A 19,678-nucleotide genomic window follows, 5' to 3' on the forward strand; every position below is an offset into this window, starting at 1 on the left:
CCAAACTTCAAACGCTAGAAATGAAGACTTTATAAACCTAAAATAAATCCTCTAATATCTATAAAAAGAAATTCCAATATCTGGAGTAAATGGACATCTACCTTGTTACTATATAAATAACACATAATATTGTATGTGAATATTTAACATACTATCTTTGCCCTCTTAAATTATAGCCATTATTATAATGATTAATATTACTTTGCCAGATGGTACAATTAAAAGTTTTGAAAAAGGCGCTACTCCATTAGAAGTAGCAAAAAGCATAAGTGAAGGGTTTGCAAGAAACGTCATATCTGCAAATTTTAACAATGAAACTATTGAAGTGTCTACACCTTTACAAGTTGATGGCTCACTAATTTTATATACTTGGAGAGATCGTAAAGGAAAAGAAACGTTTTGGCACTCCTCATCTCATGTGATGGCTCAAGCCTTAGAAGAGTTATATCCTGGTATTAAACTAACTATTGGGCCAGCAATTCAAGAAGATAAAGGTAATGGGTTTTACTATGATATCGACTTTGGCGAACATTCAATTTCTGAGAAAGATTTCAAAACTATCGAGAATAAAATGATTGAAATTGCTAGAGGCAAACATGAATTTAGAATGCGTTCTGTATCTAAAGATGAAGCACTTTCATTATATAAATCTCAAAATAATGAATTCAAAGTCGAACTAATCGAAAATCTTGAAGATGGTGATATAACATTCTGCGATCATTCTACATTTACAGATTTATGCCGTGGAGGTCATATTCCAAACACTGGTATAATAAAAGCAGTAAAATTACTTTCAGTTGCAGGTGCCTATTGGAGAGGAGATGAAAAGAACAAACAACTCACAAGAATATATGGCATATCATTTCCTAAACAAAAAGAATTGACTGAATACCTTCAACTATTAGAAGAAGCTAAACAACGTGATCATAGAAAATTAGGAAAAGAGCTAGAATTATTTACTTTTTCTCAAAAAGTTGGTCAGGGTTTGCCTCTTTGGCTGCCCAAGGGAGCTGCTCTTAGAGAACGACTTGAGAATTTTTTGAAAAGTGCTCAGAAAAAAGCTGGCTACGAAATGGTAGTTACGCCTCACATAGGCCAAAAAGAATTATATGTAACTTCTGGTCACTTTGCAAAATATGGAGAAGACAGTTTTCAACCGATAAACACTCCAGCCGAAGGTGAAGAATTCTTACTGAAACCTATGAATTGCCCTCACCATTGCGAAATATTTAACACACGTCCCTTCTCCTATAAAGAATTACCTAAACGTTATGCAGAATTTGGTACTGTTTATCGTTATGAACAAAGCGGAGAACTGCATGGATTAACAAGAGTTAGAGGTTTTACTCAAGATGATGCTCATATATTTTGTACTCCTGATCAGTTAGATTCTGAATTCAAAGAAGTAATTGATCTCGTTCTTTATGTTTTTGGATCTTTAGGGTTTGAAAACTTTAAAGCACAAGTATCATTACGAGATCCGGACAATCCAGATAAATATATAGGTAGTGATGAAAATTGGGAAAAAGCTGAAAACGCCATTCTGAATGCTGCAATAGATAAGGGTCTAGATTATATTGTAGAAACTGGAGAAGCTGCATTTTATGGTCCTAAACTGGATTTCATGGTCAAAGACGCTCTTGGAAGAAATTGGCAACTTGGGACAATTCAAGTAGATTACAACTTACCTGAACGCTTTGATCTAACCTATAAAGGTAGTGATAATGAGCTACATAGACCAGTTATGATTCATCGTGCTCCTTTTGGAAGTATGGAACGATTTATTGCAATTTTACTTGAACACACAGGCGGAAACTTTCCGCTTTGGTTAATGCCAAATCAAGCAATCATACTATCATTAAGTGAGAAATATGAAAAATACGCCGAAAAAGTTTTAAATTTGCTAGAAAATAACGAAATTCGCGCCCTCGTTGATAATAGAAATGAAACAATCGGAAAGAAGATTCGTGAAGCGGAGATGAGTAAAATCCCCTACATGATTATTATTGGTGAGAACGAAGAAAAAGAAAATACGATTTCAGTTCGCCAACATGGTGGTGAAGATTTAGGCACGATTAGTGTAGATCAATTCTCTGAAATCATTAAAAATGAAGTTAATAAAACATTAAAAACGTTTAAATAAAACACATAAGTTTAATTAAAATATATAAGCCATAGCAATACGTAGAAGACATAACTCGAAAAGAGTAGTTAAAGAAGATCAGCATAATATTAACTCTAGAATTAGAGCTGAAAAGGTAAGACTTGTAGGTGATAATGTAGAAATAGGTATTTACACAACAAAACAAGCGCTAGCCATAGCTGATGAGCAAGGTCTAGATCTTGTTGAGATTTCACCTAAAGCAGATCCTCCTGTATGTAAAGTAATGGACTATAAAAAGTTTCTTTACGAACAAAAGAAACGAGAAAAAGCACTTAAAGCTAAAGCTAGTAAAGTTACTATAAAGGAAATACGCTTTGGTCCTCAAACCGACGATCATGACTATCAGTTTAAAAAGAAACATGCTGAAAAATTCCTTAAAGATGGTGCAAAGCTTAAAGCTTTTGTATTTTTCAAAGGACGTTCAATCGTATTTAAAGAGCAAGGTCAAATCTTATTATTAAGATTAGCTCAAGATCTTGAAGAACTAGGTAAAGTTGAACAAATGCCGCGTTTAGAAGGAAAGCGAATGACCATGTTCATTGCACCAAAGAAATAAATTACACTGAAACAAATTCAGTTTTAAAGATAATAAGCGAAACGTAAATAAACTAGGAGACAATGCCCAAAATGAAAACTAAATCAAGTGCTAAGAAACGTTTTAAACTAACTGGCACTGGTAAAATTAAGAGAAAGCATGCTTTTAAGAGTCATATATTGACAAAAAAATCTAAAAAGCGTAAGTTAGCTTTAACTCATGACACTTTGGTACACAAAGCAGATGAGAACAATATTAAAACAATGTTACGCTTAAAGTAATATCGTTTTAATCGGTTAAAACAAATTATAAACCCTGGAGTTAGGCAAAATAATTTAGCAAGTATCGATGTATCGATCGCCTACTACAAAAAACAATTTAAGAAATGCCAAGATCAGTAAATTCAGTAGCGAAAAGAGCCAGAAGAAAAAAGGTTCTTAAGCAAGCAAAAGGTTACTTCGGAAGACGTAAAAACGTTTGGACAGTAGCAAAAAATGCGGTTGATAAAGCGATGCAATATTCGTATAGAGATCGTAGAAACAAAAAAAGAACGTTCCGTTCGCTTTGGATCATGCGTATAAATGCAGGAGCTAGACAACATGGAATGAGCTATTCTAAGTTTATGGGAAAACTGAAAGCTAACAATATCGAATTGAACCGTAAGGTTCTTGCAGATTTAGCAATGAATAACCCAGAAGCTTTTGAAGCAATAGTAAACAAAGTAAAGTAAGGCGTTCGCCTAAACAATAACAACAATTCGCTTATAAAAACCGATTCATTTTAGAATCGGTTTTTTTATTTGCATTTTAAGCTTGAGGCTAAATGATTTGAAATCTATTTTTTAGTAACTTCCCATTCTAATTTTAATTTCTTATGATTCGAATTCAATTTTTAGCAATCCTCACACTATTATTTACCCTAAACTCGTTTAGTCAAGACAAAGAAAAAGATACAAAACCCACTTGGGATGTTTCTAATCCTGAAGGGAATTGGAGCTTTAAAGACCTACAGTTATCAACAAATGAAGGCACTTGGATGAACCTTGACGTAAGTCCAAATGGCAAACACATTGTTTTTGATCTTCTAGGAGATATATACAAGTTAGATATCAATGGAGGAAAAGCTACTGTACTTCGCAAAGGACTCCCTTTTGAAATACAACCACGCTTTAGTCCTGATGGAACCTCAATAGCATTCACTAGTGATGCAGGTGGTGGTGATAATATTTGGACTATGGACTTAAATGGCAATAATGCCAAACAGGTAACAAAAGAAAAATTTAGACTACTAAACAATGCTATATGGACAAATGATGGTAACTACTTAATAGCAAGAAAACACTTTACCTCGACTCGATCTGCAGGTGCTGGAGAACTTTGGATGTATCATAAAACAGGAGGTAGCGGTATACAACTCACTAAGAAGAAAAATGACCAACAAGATGTAAATGAACCTACATTATCGCCAGATGGGAAATACCTTTATTATAGTGAAGATATGTATCCAGGCGGTTTTTTTCAATACAATAAAGATCCAAATAGCCAAATCTATGTCATCAACAGATATAATATGGAAACAGGTGAAATTGATAGAATCACTGGTGGACCAGGTGGTGCAGCAAGGCCTCAAATTTCAAAAGATGGGAAAAAATTAGCGTTTGTTAAACGAGTTAGAACTAAAAGTGTTTTATATATACACGACTTAGAAACTGGAGAAGAATGGCCCATATATGATAAATTAAACAAAGACCAACAAGAAGCATGGGCAATTTTTGGTGTGTATACAAACTTTAATTGGATGCCAGATAATCAAGCTATTATTATTTGGGCTGGCGGAAAAATAAATCATATAAATATCAATACCCTAGACGTTAAAAATATTCCTTTTCAAGTAGATGCTACTATTAAAATTGCAAAAGCTGTTGAGTTTGATAATCCAGTTGCTCCAGAAAATTTTGAAGCAAAAGTTATAAGACATTTAACAACTTCACCAAATGGTAAATCGGTTGTTTTTAATGCCCTTGGTTATTTGTGGACTCAAAAATTACCTAACGGAAATCCAAAACGATTAACTTCTGGAACCGACTTTGAATTTGAACCAACCTATTCTCCTGATGGCAAATACATTACTTATGTGACTTGGAATGATGAGAATTTAGGAGGCATCTACTCTATTCCTACTTCTGGTGGTACACCAAAAAAACTCACAGACCAAAAAGGGATATATAGAAACCCTTCTTACTCAAATAATGGTAAATATATTGCCTACCGTAAAGAAAATGGCAATAGTGAACAAGGTCGAACATTTGATAAAAATCCAGGTTTGTATTATATGAATGTAGATGGATCAAACGCAAAGTTCATAACCAGAGAAGGTGATTATCCTGTTTTTAGCACCAATGATAAGCGTATTATTTATCAAAAGGGAGGGGTTTTCTTTGGAGCGTTAACTAAAGAATTGAAAAGTGTTAATTTAGATGGGTTTGATGAACGCATTTTGGTGAAATCAAAACATGGGAACAGATTGGTTCGTAGTCCAGACGGAAAATGGATCGCATTTGTACATTTACATAAAGTATATATAGCTCCTATGCCTCATCCAGGGCAAACTTTAGATCTAACTAATAAGTCAAAATATATTCCTGTAACGCAATTATCAAAAGATGCTGGTATAAACCTGCATTGGTCTAAGACTAGTAAAAAACTGCATTGGACGCTTGGTAACACCTATTTTTCAATAGACGCCTCCGAAGATGTTAAGCTTGTAGAAGAAGGCATTAAGATTTCTCTAAACGTAAAAACTGATAAACCTCAAGGCTCAATTGCTCTCAAAAATGTAAGGCTAATTACAATGGAAGGAAATGAAGTTATTGAAAATGGGACTATTATCATTAAGAATAATAGAATTGATGCCATTGGTAAAACCTCAGAAGTAAATGTACCATCTGGAGCTAAAGTATATGATCTCTCTGGAAAAACCATTATGCCAGGTATAGTTGATGTACATGCACATATTGGTGGATTTAGATATGGTTTAACAACCCAAAAGCATTGGCAATTTTATGCCAATTTAGCATACGGTGTTACCACAGCACATGATCCTTCGGCGCATTCTGAAACAGTTTTTGCCTTGTCTGAGTTACAAAAAAATGGAACGCTTGTTGGTCCTCGTCTTTATTCTACTGGGTTTATTTTATATGGTGCCGATGGAGATTTCAAAGCAGTAATCAATAGTTTAGAAGATGCACGATCATCAGTAAGGCGAACAAAAGCATTTGGTGCATTATCAGTAAAAAGCTACAATCAACCAAGACGAGATCAAAGACAACAAGTATTACAGGCAGCTCGAGAAGAAGGTATCTTTGTAGTCCCTGAAGGCGGATCAAATTTTTATCATAATATCACTATGATTATGGATGGTCATACAGGAATAGAACATAACATTCCTGTAGCACCTGTCTATAAAGATGTTTTAGAACTTTGGGGACAAAGTAATACGGGCTACACACCTACTCTAGTTGTGAATTATGGAGGCATCAATGGTGAATATTATTGGTATCAAAATACTAATGTTTGGGAAAATGAAAAACTACTAAAATACACACCTAGAGGAATTATTGATTCGAGATCCAGACATAGAACAATGATACCAGAAGATGAGTACAAAAACGGACATATTCTAGTTTCAGAAACCTGTAAAACACTTAGTGATGCTGGTGTAAAAGTAAACCTTGGAGCGCATGGTCAATTACAAGGTCTAGCCGCTCACTGGGAGCTATGGATGCTTCAGCAAGGTGGAATGTCTAATCATGAAGCCTTAAAAGCAGCCACCATCAATGGTGCTGAATACATTGGTGCAGCAGGAGATATTGGTTCCTTAAAGCAAGGGAAACTTGCTGATTTAATTATCTTGGAAGACAACCCTTTAGAAGATATTAAAAATTCAGAAAGCATAATTTACACCATGATAAATGGTCGTATGTATGATACCGAAACTATGAATGAAATTGGTAATCACCCAAAAGAGCGCTCAAAATTTTATTGGGAGAACACAAAATACAATCAAGCATTTCCGTGGCACGAAGAAAGTATGAGCTTTACTCGTGAAGCTTGTGGTTGTCATATAGGTTCACATTAGAAAAGTAAAATCCGATATATCTCTATATCGGATTTTTTTATTAGTGATAGTGATGATGATCTTTATGTCTTATGTCTTATGTCTTATGTCTTATGTTTTTTGTTTTTTCTTCTTAGCAGCTGGGAATAATACATTATTTAATATTAATCTATAGCCAGGTGATGTAGGATGTAAGTCTAACTCTGTTTTTGGGTCTCCAACTTTGTGTGTGTAATCTTCAGGATCATGTCCGCCATAGAAAGTAAAAAAGCCTTTACCTTTGATACCATGAATATATTTAGCTTCACCATTGGTTTTATTCTCTCCCATGACCAAAACATTAGACTTGATTTCATCTCGTGTAAAAGAAGTAGTCTGTCCCATAAAACCTTTAACTAATGCGGTATGATTTTGACACAACATGGTTGGAATTGGATCCCATTTTGCTGAAAAATCCATCAATGAAAAATAATCTGTCATTTTAGGTATTCTACGCTTTTGTGTCATATCTATTGAAGAGAACTCGTAAACATTAGGATTACGTTCAAGTATAAAATCTTTAAACGCAAACGTCTTGTTATAATCAATTTTATTTTGATAACTTGGATCGCTGCCATCTCCATCAAACATAGGTTCGCATATATCTACGCCTTCAGCAGATAATGCAATATCAAAACTATCAGTTGCACTACACATTGCAAACATAAATCCACCTCCAATAACATAATCTCTTATCTTTTTAGCCACATCTAATTTTTCTTCAGAAACCTTATCATAACCTAAACTTCTTGCTAATTCTTCAGCTTCCTTCTTTTCTTGAATATACCATGATGCAGAACGATATGCTCTGTAAAATTTACCATATTGTCCTGTAAAATCTTCATGATGTAAGTGTAACCAATCATATAATAGTAGCGCATCATTCAACACGTCATCATCATAAACTGTTTCATAAGGAATTTCCGCATAGGTTAAAACCATAGTTACTGCATCGTCCCAAGGCTGTAACCCTTTAGGCGTATAAACCGCTATTTTTGGTGCTTTTTCTAAAACAACAGCTTCCATATTTTGCGAAGGACTACTTATAAGATCAAGAATTTCTTCTGCTTTAGAATTAGAAATAACTTCAAAACTAACGCCTCTAATCTGGCACTCACGTTGAATTTCTTCGGTATCTGGTAGTAAAAATGAACCCCCTTTATAATTGAGTAACCATTTAACTTTTAATTGTTTTTCTAAAGTCCAATAGGTTACACCATAAGCTTTTAAATGATTTTGTTGCTCTTCTGCATCCATTGGAATTAGAATATAAGATGCATAACCATTTAAAGCTAATAATAAACAGATAATTAATACAAAATACTTCTTCATAATGGAAAGATACTCAAAAATTATTCCTAAGGTAATAGCTTTAATATAGTTTTATATATTTTTTAGCTAAATGACCTTTTTTTTAAGTTAACGCTAACTTTTGAAGTTGATTGTAGTATGGCTGGCACTCATTTAGAAGCGGAATCAAATACTCAGGAAATGGCTCATTTTTAGGTTTATACCTTGAAAAACCTGAAGATTTATGAACATTAGCATACCAGTACTTAGCCCAAACGCCATCTTCTTCTCGCTGTTGTGGTGACCATTGTAACATATTTATATCGAAAGGAATATCTATAATTTTACAAAATTGACGTAATACACCTTCAGGATTGAGTAATACTTTTTTTGCATCCAACACGACATAATCTATGTCATACAAATCAAAATAATTAATCAAATCTAAATGCAACTTATAACCAACATCAGACATTGTTGGATTATCTATAACTTTTGCAAACGAGGGTAACATCTCTTTAGGATCTCTTGTTAGTATAACGTTTATGATTTGTTTCATAAAGCTTCGATCTAATCCTAAAATATGATGTGTCATGTTCTTAAAAAATACGATTGATTTTTCAGAATAGTTCAGCATCATTTCTACTACTCTTTCTCCATCATTTTCCATGGTTTTTAAAATAACATCAGCTCCTGGATGATACGCTTTTGCTCTAGAATTACTTAGATAGTATGCATACAAAGGCTCATCAAAAACTTTTGTATCATTACGCTGAGCAAAGCTATACATTAATGCTGTAGAAATATTTCTTGGTCCAGACCAAAGTGAAATTCGTTTAATTTTATCGCTTTGCATGTGTTATGTAGTCATCAATTAGGTCATTATATAAATCTGAAAGTTGTTGTGTCTTATTACCATAAGGTTTTTCGCCAATTGATCTTCCATCTATTTTTGTTACAGGCGTTAGTCCACCAAAAGTTCCAGTTACAAAAGCTTCATCAGCTCCATACACATCAAATAATGAAAAATCTTTTTGATGACATACTATACCATTCTTACGACAGGCTTCAATTACTTTTGCTCTAGTAATACCATTCATACAGTACTGACCAGTAGACGTCCAGACTTCATTATTTTTGATTATAAAAAAATTAGTGGCATTACATGTAGAAACAAAACCATTAACGTCTAGCATTAAAGCCTCATCTGCACCAGCTTCAATAGCTTGAATTAACGCTTGGACCTCATGCAGCTTACTATGGCAATTTAACCTCGGGTCCAGATAATCTGGTGAGCCTCTTCTAATTGTACTAGTAAATAATGTTATTCCTTTAAGTTTACTTTCTTGAGATGCTTTCTTATGTTCAGGAATTATGACAATGTTAGGCCCTGAAATGGTTAACCTAGGATCTTGTGATGGTGTCTTTTTTATACCACGAGTGATCATTATTCGCACATGGACATCATCTGTCATATGGTTTTTACTAAGTGTGTTTTTAACAAGCTCAGTCAATTCGTTTTTAGAAAACGGAAAGCTCATACCCACTGTAGCGGCTGAAGTCCATAATCTTTCTAAATGATCTTCTAAAAATACGAGTACACCTTTGTGTAAGCGTAGTGCCTCCCAAATACCATCACCAACTAAATAACCACTATCAAAAACTGATATTTTAGCATCTTTACGCTGAAAATATTCACCGTTTATGAAAATTTTGATGTCTTTATTTCTGTCATCAGCGACAGCATTATGTGTACCATGAACCATATGAAGCAAATTAAACATGACTCTGAAAGATAATTAAAAAACTGAAGCCGTCGACTTACTTTTTCAAGGGTCTAATCGAACGTTCTGGCCCAGATAATATTGAAGCCACAACCTTTGTTCCTGAAAATTGCTCTAAAATAATTTTAATGAATACTGTAATTGGAATGGCCATAATTAAACCAGGAATTCCCCAAATAAAACCCCAAAGCATTAACATTATCAATACGGTTATGACGTTAATAGAAAATGATTTTCCCATAAATATTGGTTCAAGTACGGCTCCAAAAAGCACTTGTACACTAGTAATTGAAAGTATAAAGAAAAATAAGGTACTCGTTGGATCTAATTCAACAAAAGCAAAAATTGATAGCAATATAACTGAGATAAAAGAACCTACCATTTGCACAAAATTAATTAAGAAGGCGAAAAGTCCCCAAAATATTGGAAAGCTTACATCAAAGAATACACAAGCTAAACCAGTAAATATTCCTGTAAGTAAACTCACTAAAAACTTAACTTTAATAAAAGTTATTAAGTCTTTTTCTATTTTCATAAAGGCTTTGATAGAGGTATGTTTACGTTTTAAAATTGTATTATTCAATACTTTATGCATATTTATAGATTCCGACAACCACAAAATGGTAAAAAATGTAATCATTAAAATATTGGTCAAAAATTTCCTAACAAAATCAAATGTAGAGCCTATACTTTCTTTCTGAAAGAATTGTGCTAAAAAGTTACTATTAGGATCATATTCTAAACCTACTTTGTCTTGCATGTAAAGCATTAAATCATTGATTTTCAGCTCAGCTTTGTTAAAAAACCCTGTGTCATTAGATAAAATTTGCTTGCTTGAAAGCTGAACTAATTCTACGCCAATAAAAACACCAATACCTATAAGTGCTACAACAACAATAATACTTATCAACCTAGGTACATTACGTCTCCCAAACCAACGCATCAATGGTAAAAACAATAATGCAATAAACATTGAAGAAATAAGAGGTATGAAAATAAATGATAGAATCTTTAGTAGGTAAAACACCAAAGGAACTACAATAAACAATAAGAGAATATTAGTGGTACGTCGTTTTTCTAGCATGAGGCAAATTTTCTTTTCTTAGCTGGAAAACAAATTTAAAACAATATGTTGTTAATACATCTTAAAAAATCTTAAAATGGTACATCATTATCATCCTCTAGATCTGGAGTACCAAAAGCATCTTCTGCAGAAGGGAAATTATCTGGTTTAAAAGTATCATCATTAGCTGCGGCATTCATTTTAGAATGAAATTCACCAAAAGGTGTATCAAAATCATCTAGATTATCAAACTTACCTAAATGCCCTATGAACTTCAATCTGATATTTTCTAAACCACCATTTCTATGCTTAGCAACAATAAACTCTGCTTGTCCTTCGGTAGGTGAACGGTCATCATCATCCCATTCTTCAATCTTGTAATACTCTGGTCTATAAATAAAGCTTACAATATCGGCATCTTGCTCTATAGCTCCAGATTCACGAAGATCAGATAGCAATGGTCGTTTACTTCCACCACGAGTTTCAACTGCACGTGATAATTGAGATAATGCAATTACTGGCACACTGAGTTCTTTAGCTAATGCTTTAAGGTTACGAGAGATTGTAGAGATTTCCTGTTCACGATTGCCTCCTTTTTGACTTCCGCCTGCTGTCATTAACTGTAAATAATCGATAACGATCATTTTGATTCCATATTGTGAGGCTAAACGCCTTGCTTTTGCTCGTAAATCGAAAATAGAAAGTGAAGGTGTATCATCAATAAACAATGGTGCTTTTTCTAAGGTCTTAACTTTTACATTAAGTTGTTCCCACTCATGTTTTTCAAGCTTGCCTGTTCTTAATTTTTCTGAAGATAAACCCGTTTCAGAAGAAATTAAACGAGTGATCAATTGCACTGAAGACATTTCCAGAGAAAAGAATGCTACCGGAATATTTTGATTTACAGCAATATTTCTTGCCATAGATAGTGTTAATGCTGTTTTACCCATACCAGGACGAGCTGCAACAATAATCAAATCACTTTCTTGCCACCCAGAAGTTAATCTATCGAGCTTGGTAAATCCAGATGGAATACCACTAAGTCCTTCTTTGTTAGAAATTTCTTCAATTTTCTTTTTGGCTTGAATCACCAAGCTTTGAGCTGTTTCAGTAGACTTCTTTACATTGCCTTGGGTGACTTCGTACAGTTTTGCCTCAGCATTATCTAAAAGATCAAAGACATCTTTGGTTTCATCGTAAGCTTCCTCAATAATTTCATTAGAGATTTTGATTAAACTACGTTGAATATATTTTTGAAGAATAATACGGGCATGAAACTCAATATGAGCGGAAGATGACACACGTTGTGTTAATGATATTAGATAAAAATCACCTCCAACTAGATCTAATTTTGCATCTTTTTTAAGCTGACTAGAAACAGTTAATAAGTCGACAGGTTCACTATTTTCAAATAATTTGAAAATAGCTTCAAATATATGTTTATGTGCCTCTTTATAGAACGCTTCAGAACTCAAGATATCAATAACCTCATCAACTCCTCTTTTGTCGATCATCATTGCTCCCAATACAACCTCCTCTAAATCAATAGCTTGAGGCGGTATTTTGCCTTTCTCAAGATTAATTATAGTGCTTTTATCTACTTTGAAGCCTTGTAATTGGTTAGGTTGTTTCATAACTGCGAATGTAAATAAATTGTAAACAAGTATGTTGTTTTTCTAGACATTCAATCTTAACAGGTGTTCAACAATTTAACTGTTAATAACTTGAATATATTGTTAATAGCGATAAAAAAAACCGAAACTCAACGTTTCAGTTTTTTTAATCCGTTATATAATAAGGTCTAACCTTTAAAAACTCCCATTTGAGCATACTTATCCATACGCTGATTAACTAGATCCTTTGGTGATAAGTTTTTAAGTTCTTCATAATTTTTTACGATGGCATCTCTAACAGACATGAATGTCTTTTCACGATTTGTATGTGCTCCACCTAATGGCTCTTTTATGATTTCATCAACTAATTTTAACTTTTTCATATCTGGTGCAGTTAGCTTCAATGCTTCAGCTGCTTGTTCTTTGTATTCCCAACTGCGCCATAAAATAGATGAACATGATTCTGGTGAAATTACCGAATACCATGTGTTTTCTAACATTAACACTTTATCACCAACACCAATCCCTAAGGCACCTCCAGAAGCGCCTTCGCCAATAATGACAGTAATAATTGGTACTTTTAATCGTGTCATTTCTAGAATGTTTCTTGCAATAGCTTCACCTTGACCACGTTCTTCAGCTTCTAAACCTGGATAAGCACCAGGAGTATCTATAAGTGTAACTACAGGTATACCAAATTTTTCTGCTGATTTCATTAAACGTAATGCTTTCCTATAGCCTTCGGGATTAGACATTCCAAAATTTCTATATTGTCTCGTTTTGGTATTGTAACCCTTTTGTTGACCAACAAACATATACGTCTGATCTCCGATTTTACCAAGGCCACCAATCATAGCCTTATCATCTTTGACATTTCTATCACCGTGAAGCTCTAAAAAAGAATCACCGCAAAGGGCTTTTATATGGTCTAATGTGTAAGGTCTGTTTGGATGACGAGACAATTGAACCCTTTGCCAAGCAGTAAGGTTTTTATATATCTCTTTTTTGGTCTCAGTTAATTTCTTTTCAATTTTTTTACAGGTTTCAGTGACATCTACATCGCTTTCTTCACCAATAATTTGACATTTTTCAAGTTGCTCTTGAAGTTCTTTAATAGGAAGTTCAAACTCTAAATATTCCATTGAAATTATAGTTAGTATTTATTAGCTTACAAAGCTACATATTTTTTAGTTTGTACGCACACGAAAGATAAGTTCGATTTAATGGGCATACAAATTTAATGATTATCATTAAAAACTAACAACCTTTGGTCTATTTTATGGAAGGTATTGGTGCTCTTTTTTCTTTTTGTAGTTCTTTAAAATGCCATCCATTAGTACCGTAGCCAATACCAAAGAAGCACCATAATAAAATTGTGTACTCATAATCTCTGTTTCAGGAAACAAGAGTAATGCTAGCGCAATTCCATATATAGGCTCTAAATTATAAGTCAAAATAACGGTATATGGGCTTATATAGGTCATTACTTTTACAGAGCCTATAAATGCATAAGCTGTACAAACCGAAGCTAAAATAAATAGATATACCCAATCTTCAGATGACAAAATAAAAAACTCAATACTGAAGCCATCTTGAAATATTAATATAAATAATGTCAAAAATGCTACACCACTAATAAATTCATAAAATGAAATAATCGTTGCGCTATGTACCTCTATAAAACGACCATTAATTACTGCAAATAATGTAGAAAAAAATGCAGAAGAAATACCTAAAATAATCCCATTAAGATACTTGATCTCACTTTGTGTTATAAGGAATACACCAATAATTACTATTAGACCAAAAATGATCTCATACCATATTATGCGTCGTTTATATATTAAAGGTTCTATGAAAGAAGCAAAAAAAGCTCCTGTTGAAAACATCGCTAGAGTAATTGAAACATTAGATTGATTAATTGCTTCAAAAAAAGTGATCCAATGTAGTGCTATGATAATTCCAGCACCAAAAAATTTAAGTTTTGTTCTGGCATTTACTTTCACTTTAAGCTTAATAAGCTTAATATAAATGTACATAAGTATGCCAGCTATAAACATTCTATACCAAACTAAAGCAGTTGAACCTATAGATATTAGTTCACCAAAAATAGCTGTAAACCCAGCAATAAATACTAAAAAATGAAGGTGAAAATAATTCTTTGCTTTAGCGTTTGGCATTATACAAGAGATATCCTGCTAATATACCAAAAACCAAATTAGGAAACCAGACGGCTATAATAGGTGAAAAATCAGATTGTTCTGCCATAACACCAAATACTTTATCAAAAAACACATAGACCATCGCAATTGTAATTCCAAAAGCAAGATTAACACCCATACCTCCTCTGCGTTTGATAGAAGACACTGCTACAGCAATAATGGTAAGAATAAATATAGATACAGGTAAGCTCCATTTCTTATGCTTAACAACCTCATACCTACCAATGTTAGAAGATCCTCTTTTCTTTTCTTTCTCAATAAACCTATTGAGTTCTCCATATTGTAATGTTTCTGCAATATACTCAACAGGTGTTAAATCTTCTACATCAAAGGCAAACAAGGTATCAAACCGTCTTTGAGATTCTAAAATATCTCCATGATCTCCTATAATTCTTTTGGAATAATTGGTGAGTCTGTATATAGAATCTAAATACATAATTGAAGTTGCAGAAATTTTGTACTTGAGTTTATTACCTTCAAAATGTTCTAAAGTAAAACTACTTCCTTGTCTAGTAGAAGGATTAAAATTACTTACATAAATGAAGTCATTATCGTTTACTTGCCTGTAGATATTTTGTGTTTGAACTACACTCTTACTACTCTTAAGATATTTGTATTTAAACTCATTAAAACCCTTACTTGCTTTTGGTGCTAAATACAATCCTAGTAGTAAAGCAAAAGCAGCTACAATAGAAGCGCCTATTAGATACGGTCTTAGAAATCTTGAAAAAGAAACTCCTGAACTTAAAAAAGCGACAATCTCAGTATTATTTGCAAGCTTAGATGTGAACCAAATAACAGATAAGAATAAGAATATTGGAAACAAAAGATTAGCAAAATATATGGTAAAATCTAAGTAATATTGTGCTACAGCTGGAAAAGGAACTTCGCGTTCTAAAATTTTACCAATCTTTTCAGCTAAGTTAACTGTTATACCTATAGGAATAAACAGTAATAACATCATTAAAAATGTAAACAAATAGCGTTTTAATATGTACCAATCGAGTATTTTTAACATTATAAGCGATTATCCATTTGTTTGACCATTTTATCTTTCCAAGTTCTAAAATCTCCTACTAATATATGTTTTCTAGCTTCTCTTACCAACCACAAATAAAATCCAAGGTTATGAATAGTGGCTATTTGCTTTCCTAAAAGTTCATTGACCGTAAATAAATGTCTTAAATACGCTTTACTATATTCAGTATCTACAAATGTAATACCCATTTCATCAATAGGTGAAAAATCATCAGCCCACTTGAGATTCTTGATATTTATAGTTCCATTTGCTGTAAACAACATTCCATTTCTAGCGTTACGTGTTGGCATGACGCAGTCAAACATATCAACACCCAATGCTATGTTTTCAAGAATATTTATTGGTGTACCAACACCCATTAGATATCGTGGCTTTTCCCATGGTAATATCTCACATACGACATCTGTCATCGCATACATCTCTTCAGCAGGTTCTCCAACAGACAAACCTCCTATAGCATTACCTTCAGCTCCTGCATTAGCAATGTACTCGGCCGATTGTTGGCGTAGGTCTTTATATGTGCTTCCTTGAACTATAGGGAAAAATGTTTGCGCATAATCATATTTAAAAGGGGTTTTATCTAAGTGTGCTAAACAGCGTTCTAACCAACGATGTGTCATATGCATAGAGCGTTTTGCATAATTATAATCACATGGATATGGAGTACATTCATCGAAAGCCATTATGATATCTGCTCCAATACTTCGTTGAATCTCCATCACATTTTCAGGTGTAAAAACGTGATAACTTCCATCAATATGAGATTTAAATTTCACACCTTCTTCTTTTATTTTTCTGTTAGCAGACAAAGAGTATACCTGGTAACCTCCTGAATCGGTCAATATATTCCTATCCCAATTCATAAACTTATGCAAACCGCCTGCTTTCTCTAAGATAGGTGTTTGCGGTCTAAGGTATAAATGATATGTATTTCCTAAAATTATATCTGGGTTTATGTCATTCTTAAGCTCTCGTTGGTGCACACCTTTAACAGATGCAACGGTTCCAACTGGCATAAATATAGGTGTCTCAATCTTACCATGATCTGTTGTTATTACTCCAGCTCTAGCCTTACTTTGAGAATCACTTGCTTTTAATTCAAATTTCATAAAAAATGCTCATCGATGGGCAAAGATAATTATCTAGTTGTATTATGCTCTTAAACATTTAATAAAATTATACTACTAAAAACTTAAATCTCAGATTGATATTTTCAATTCTGATTTAAATTGTTAGCAACTGACTAAAATCGTTAATAAGTGAAGGGTTTCTATTTTTGATTAGCCTTATGAAAACTTTATTTTTGACGCTGAATTTACTCACATTATTTTTATGCCAAACACACAACAATTACAAGACTTAACAACACAAGTTCGTAGAGATATTTTACGAATGGTTCACAAAGTAAACTCTGGTCATCCTGGTGGTTCGTTAGGATGTGCAGAATTTTTTGTAGCACTCTATCAAGAGATTATGGATAGAAAGGATTCATTTGATATGAATGGAATAGGTGAAGATCTTTTCTTTCTATCTAATGGCCATATATCACCTGTATTTTATAGCGTATTAGCGCGCTCTGGTTATTTTCCTATAGATGAACTAAATACATTTAGACTCATAAATTCTCGATTACAAGGTCATCCAACAACACATGAAGGTTTACCTGGTGTACGAGTTGCTTCTGGTTCATTAGGTCAAGGTTTTAGTGTCGCCATTGGTGCAGCAGAAACTAAAAAGCTAAATAACGACAGTCACATCATATATAGTTTACATGGAGATGGTGAGTTGCAAGAAGGTCAAAACTGGGAAGGCATAATGTACGCAGCAGCAAATAATGTAGACAATATAATATCTACAATAGACTTGAATGGTCAACAAATTGATGGTGCCACTGATGATGTGCTTCCAATGGGAAGTCTTAGAGCTAAATTTGAGGCTTTTGGTTGGGTTGTAGTAGATATCGAAAAAGGAAACAACATTGAAGCCATACTTCAAGGAATGGCACAAGCTAAGTCACTAACTGGAAAAGGTAAACCTGTTTGTGTTCTGCTAAAAACAGTCATGGGTAATGGTGTAGATTTTATGATGCATACGCATGCTTGGCACGGAAAAGCTCCAAATGATGAGCAATTAGCTATTGGGTTAGCCCAAAATGCTGAAACTCTAGGAGATTATTAACCATCAATTAAAACAAATGAAAACATATACAAATACAGGAAATAAAGACACACGCTCAGGTTTTGGAGCAGGATTGACAGAATTAGGAAAGACTAATAATAATGTTGTTGCACTTTGTGCAGACCTTATAGGTTCACTTAAAATGGATGAATTTAAAGCAAATCATCCTGAACGCTTCTTCCAAGTAGGTATAGCAGAGGCTAATATGATTGGTTTAGCAGCTGGTATGACTATTGGTGGAAAAATACCTTTTACTGGAACATTTGCTAACTTTTCTACGGGGCGTGTTTATGACCAAATAAGACAAAGTGTAGCCTATTCAGATAAGAATGTAAAAATCTGTGCATCACATGCAGGATTGACCCTTGGAGAAGATGGTGCTACGCATCAAATCCTTGAAGATATTGGTTTGATGAAAATGCTCCCAGGCATGACTGTGATAAACACTTGTGATTATAATCAGACTAAAGCCGCAACAATAGCTATAGCAGAACACCATGGTCCAGTATACCTTCGCTTTGGAAGACCTAAAGTGGCAAATTTTACGCCTGAAGATCAAACTTTTGAAATTGGAAAAGCACTTAAATTAACAGATGGTGATGATGTTACTATAGTGGCTACTGGTCACTTAGTCTGGGAAGCGCTAGAAGCTGCAAAAGTACTTCAAGAAAAAGGGATTTCTGCTGAAATAATTAATATCCATACCATTAAACCTCTTGATAATAAAGCCATTTTAGATTCTGTAAGTAAAACAAAATGTATTGTTACCGCTGAAGAACATAATTATCTAGGCGGTTTAGGAGAAAGTGTTGCTAGAGTATTATCACAACACAACCCAACACCTCAAGAGTTTGTTGCAACAAATGATACTTTTGGTGAGTCTGGTACTCCTGCTCAACTGATGGAAAAGTATGGACTTAATGCCAATGCAATTGTTAAAGCTACTGAAACTGTACTTAAAAGAAAGAAATAATATTCGTTTGGCAACGTTTTTGATATAATACTCAAAATCACAAAAAACGAATATTATGCAAAAATTAGTTATTAGCACATTTGTACTAGCGTTATTATGTTTTAATAGTTACGCTCAAGATGGCACCTCATTTGGTATTAAAGCAGGTTTAAACTACAATGCCAATGGTGATTATTTTGAATCCATTGGAGATAATGCTGAAAATCCAGACCGAAACATTGGCTATCATGTTGGCGTTTTTGGTAAAATTGGAAATCAAATCTACTTCAGACCAGAACTTATTTACACGGCTACTAAAAGTAGTTATGACAGTGATGACTTATCTATGAAGAAAATTGATGCGCCTTTATTAATTGGCGTTAAGGTTATTGGGCCAGTTAGTGTGTTTGCTGGACCATCACTTCAATACATATTAGACACGGAGTTTGACGGTATAGACATTGATGACGTTGAAAATGATTTTTCAATAGGACTTAATTTTGGGATTGGTTTAAACATCAACAAAATTGGAATCGATTTAAGATATGAAAGAGGATTTAATGATAATGAGGCTACATTTATCGACAACAACCTAGGCAATGGCATAGTTAGTAGAATAGACACTAGGCCTGATCAATTAATATTGAGCCTTTCTATTGCGCTTTAATAAAAAAAGCCGCTTT

At 33.7% G+C, this 19,678-nt stretch carries 17 protein-coding genes; 8 read left to right on the forward strand and 9 right to left on the reverse strand.

Annotated elements, in window-relative coordinates; translation table 11 throughout:
• Nucleotides 1–187 precede the first annotated feature (187 nt).
• From thrS to Q0876_RS07715, 5 genes are all read left to right on the forward strand, one after another.
• Complete coding sequence (gene thrS / locus Q0876_RS07695; RefSeq protein WP_299225839.1) at nt 188–2,143, forward strand: threonine--tRNA ligase; 1,956 nt, start codon at nt 188–190, stop codon at nt 2,141–2,143.
• A 31-nt stretch (nt 2,144–2,174) separates the two neighbouring features.
• A complete protein-coding gene (infC, locus tag Q0876_RS07700; protein WP_299226706.1) occupies nt 2,175–2,720 on the forward strand; it encodes a translation initiation factor IF-3 in 546 nt (181 codons plus the stop codon).
• Nucleotides 2,721–2,782: 62 nt separating this feature from the next.
• A complete protein-coding gene (rpmI, locus tag Q0876_RS07705; RefSeq protein WP_040250651.1) occupies nt 2,783–2,980 on the forward strand; it encodes a 50S ribosomal protein L35 in 198 nt (65 codons plus the stop codon).
• A 104-nt stretch (nt 2,981–3,084) separates the two neighbouring features.
• The gene (rplT, locus tag Q0876_RS07710; RefSeq protein WP_204347045.1) at nt 3,085–3,429 is read left to right on the forward strand and encodes a 50S ribosomal protein L20; all 345 of its coding nucleotides are present in this window, start codon (nt 3,085–3,087) and stop codon (nt 3,427–3,429) included.
• A gap of 143 nt (nt 3,430–3,572) precedes the next feature.
• Nucleotides 3,573–6,836: an amidohydrolase family protein gene (locus Q0876_RS07715; protein WP_299225842.1), complete on the forward strand. Its 3,264-nt coding sequence runs from the start codon at nt 3,573–3,575 to the stop codon at nt 6,834–6,836.
• Nucleotides 6,837–6,926: 90 nt separating this feature from the next.
• On the opposite strand, the gene Q0876_RS07720 is transcribed toward Q0876_RS07715, so the two are convergent.
• The 9 genes from Q0876_RS07720 to tgt form a co-directional block, all read right to left on the reverse strand.
• On the reverse strand, nt 6,927–8,186 hold the full coding sequence (locus tag Q0876_RS07720) for an asparagine synthetase B (protein WP_299225844.1): 1,260 nt from the start codon (nt 8,184–8,186) through the stop codon (nt 6,927–6,929).
• Between the two features lie 82 nt (nt 8,187–8,268).
• Complete coding sequence (locus Q0876_RS07725) at nt 8,269–9,000, reverse strand: sulfotransferase family protein (RefSeq protein ID WP_299225847.1); 732 nt, start codon at nt 8,998–9,000, stop codon at nt 8,269–8,271.
• On the reverse strand, nt 8,987–9,928 hold the full coding sequence (locus Q0876_RS07730) for an aminotransferase class IV (protein ID WP_299225850.1): 942 nt from the start codon (nt 9,926–9,928) through the stop codon (nt 8,987–8,989). The genes Q0876_RS07725 and Q0876_RS07730 overlap by 14 nt, the downstream gene beginning before the upstream one ends.
• A gap of 37 nt (nt 9,929–9,965) precedes the next feature.
• Nucleotides 9,966–11,012: an AI-2E family transporter gene (locus tag Q0876_RS07735; protein ID WP_299225852.1), complete on the reverse strand. Its 1,047-nt coding sequence runs from the start codon at nt 11,010–11,012 to the stop codon at nt 9,966–9,968.
• Between the two features lie 71 nt (nt 11,013–11,083).
• Nucleotides 11,084–12,625, reverse strand: coding sequence for a replicative DNA helicase (dnaB, locus tag Q0876_RS07740; protein WP_299225855.1), 1,542 nt, complete (start codon nt 12,623–12,625; stop codon nt 11,084–11,086).
• Between the two features lie 167 nt (nt 12,626–12,792).
• Entirely contained in the window at nt 12,793–13,746 is a 954-nt protein-coding gene (locus Q0876_RS07745; protein WP_299225858.1) for an acetyl-CoA carboxylase carboxyltransferase subunit alpha, read from the reverse strand.
• Nucleotides 13,747–13,881: 135 nt separating this feature from the next.
• On the reverse strand, nt 13,882–14,784 hold the full coding sequence (locus Q0876_RS07750) for a DMT family transporter (RefSeq protein ID WP_299225861.1): 903 nt from the start codon (nt 14,782–14,784) through the stop codon (nt 13,882–13,884).
• On the reverse strand, nt 14,771–15,844 hold the full coding sequence (locus Q0876_RS07755) for an LptF/LptG family permease (RefSeq protein ID WP_299225864.1): 1,074 nt from the start codon (nt 15,842–15,844) through the stop codon (nt 14,771–14,773). Before Q0876_RS07755 ends, Q0876_RS07750 begins: the two co-directional genes overlap by 14 nt.
• Nucleotides 15,844–16,974, reverse strand: a complete 1,131-nt coding sequence (gene tgt / locus Q0876_RS07760; protein WP_299225867.1) for a tRNA guanosine(34) transglycosylase Tgt — start codon at nt 16,972–16,974, stop codon at nt 15,844–15,846. The genes Q0876_RS07755 and tgt overlap by 1 nt, the downstream gene beginning before the upstream one ends.
• Before the next feature lie 223 nt (nt 16,975–17,197).
• Between tgt and Q0876_RS07765 the strand changes: the two genes are divergently transcribed.
• From Q0876_RS07765 to Q0876_RS07775, 3 genes are read left to right on the forward strand one after another with little or no spacing between them, the layout of a single operon-like run.
• Nucleotides 17,198–18,043, forward strand: coding sequence for a transketolase (locus Q0876_RS07765; protein ID WP_299225870.1), 846 nt, complete (start codon nt 17,198–17,200; stop codon nt 18,041–18,043).
• Nucleotides 18,044–18,059: 16 nt separating this feature from the next.
• Nucleotides 18,060–19,016 (forward strand): transketolase C-terminal domain-containing protein, encoded by a 957-nt coding sequence (locus Q0876_RS07770; RefSeq protein ID WP_299225873.1) that lies wholly within the window; start codon nt 18,060–18,062, stop codon nt 19,014–19,016.
• 55 nt (nt 19,017–19,071) lie between these two features.
• Nucleotides 19,072–19,662: an outer membrane beta-barrel protein gene (locus tag Q0876_RS07775; RefSeq protein WP_299225876.1), complete on the forward strand. Its 591-nt coding sequence runs from the start codon at nt 19,072–19,074 to the stop codon at nt 19,660–19,662.
• Nucleotides 19,663–19,678: the final 16 nt, after the last annotated feature.

This window comes from uncultured Psychroserpens sp., from assembly GCF_947503375.1.
In the GTDB taxonomy this organism is placed as follows: Bacteria; Bacteroidota; Bacteroidia; order Flavobacteriales; family Flavobacteriaceae; genus Psychroserpens.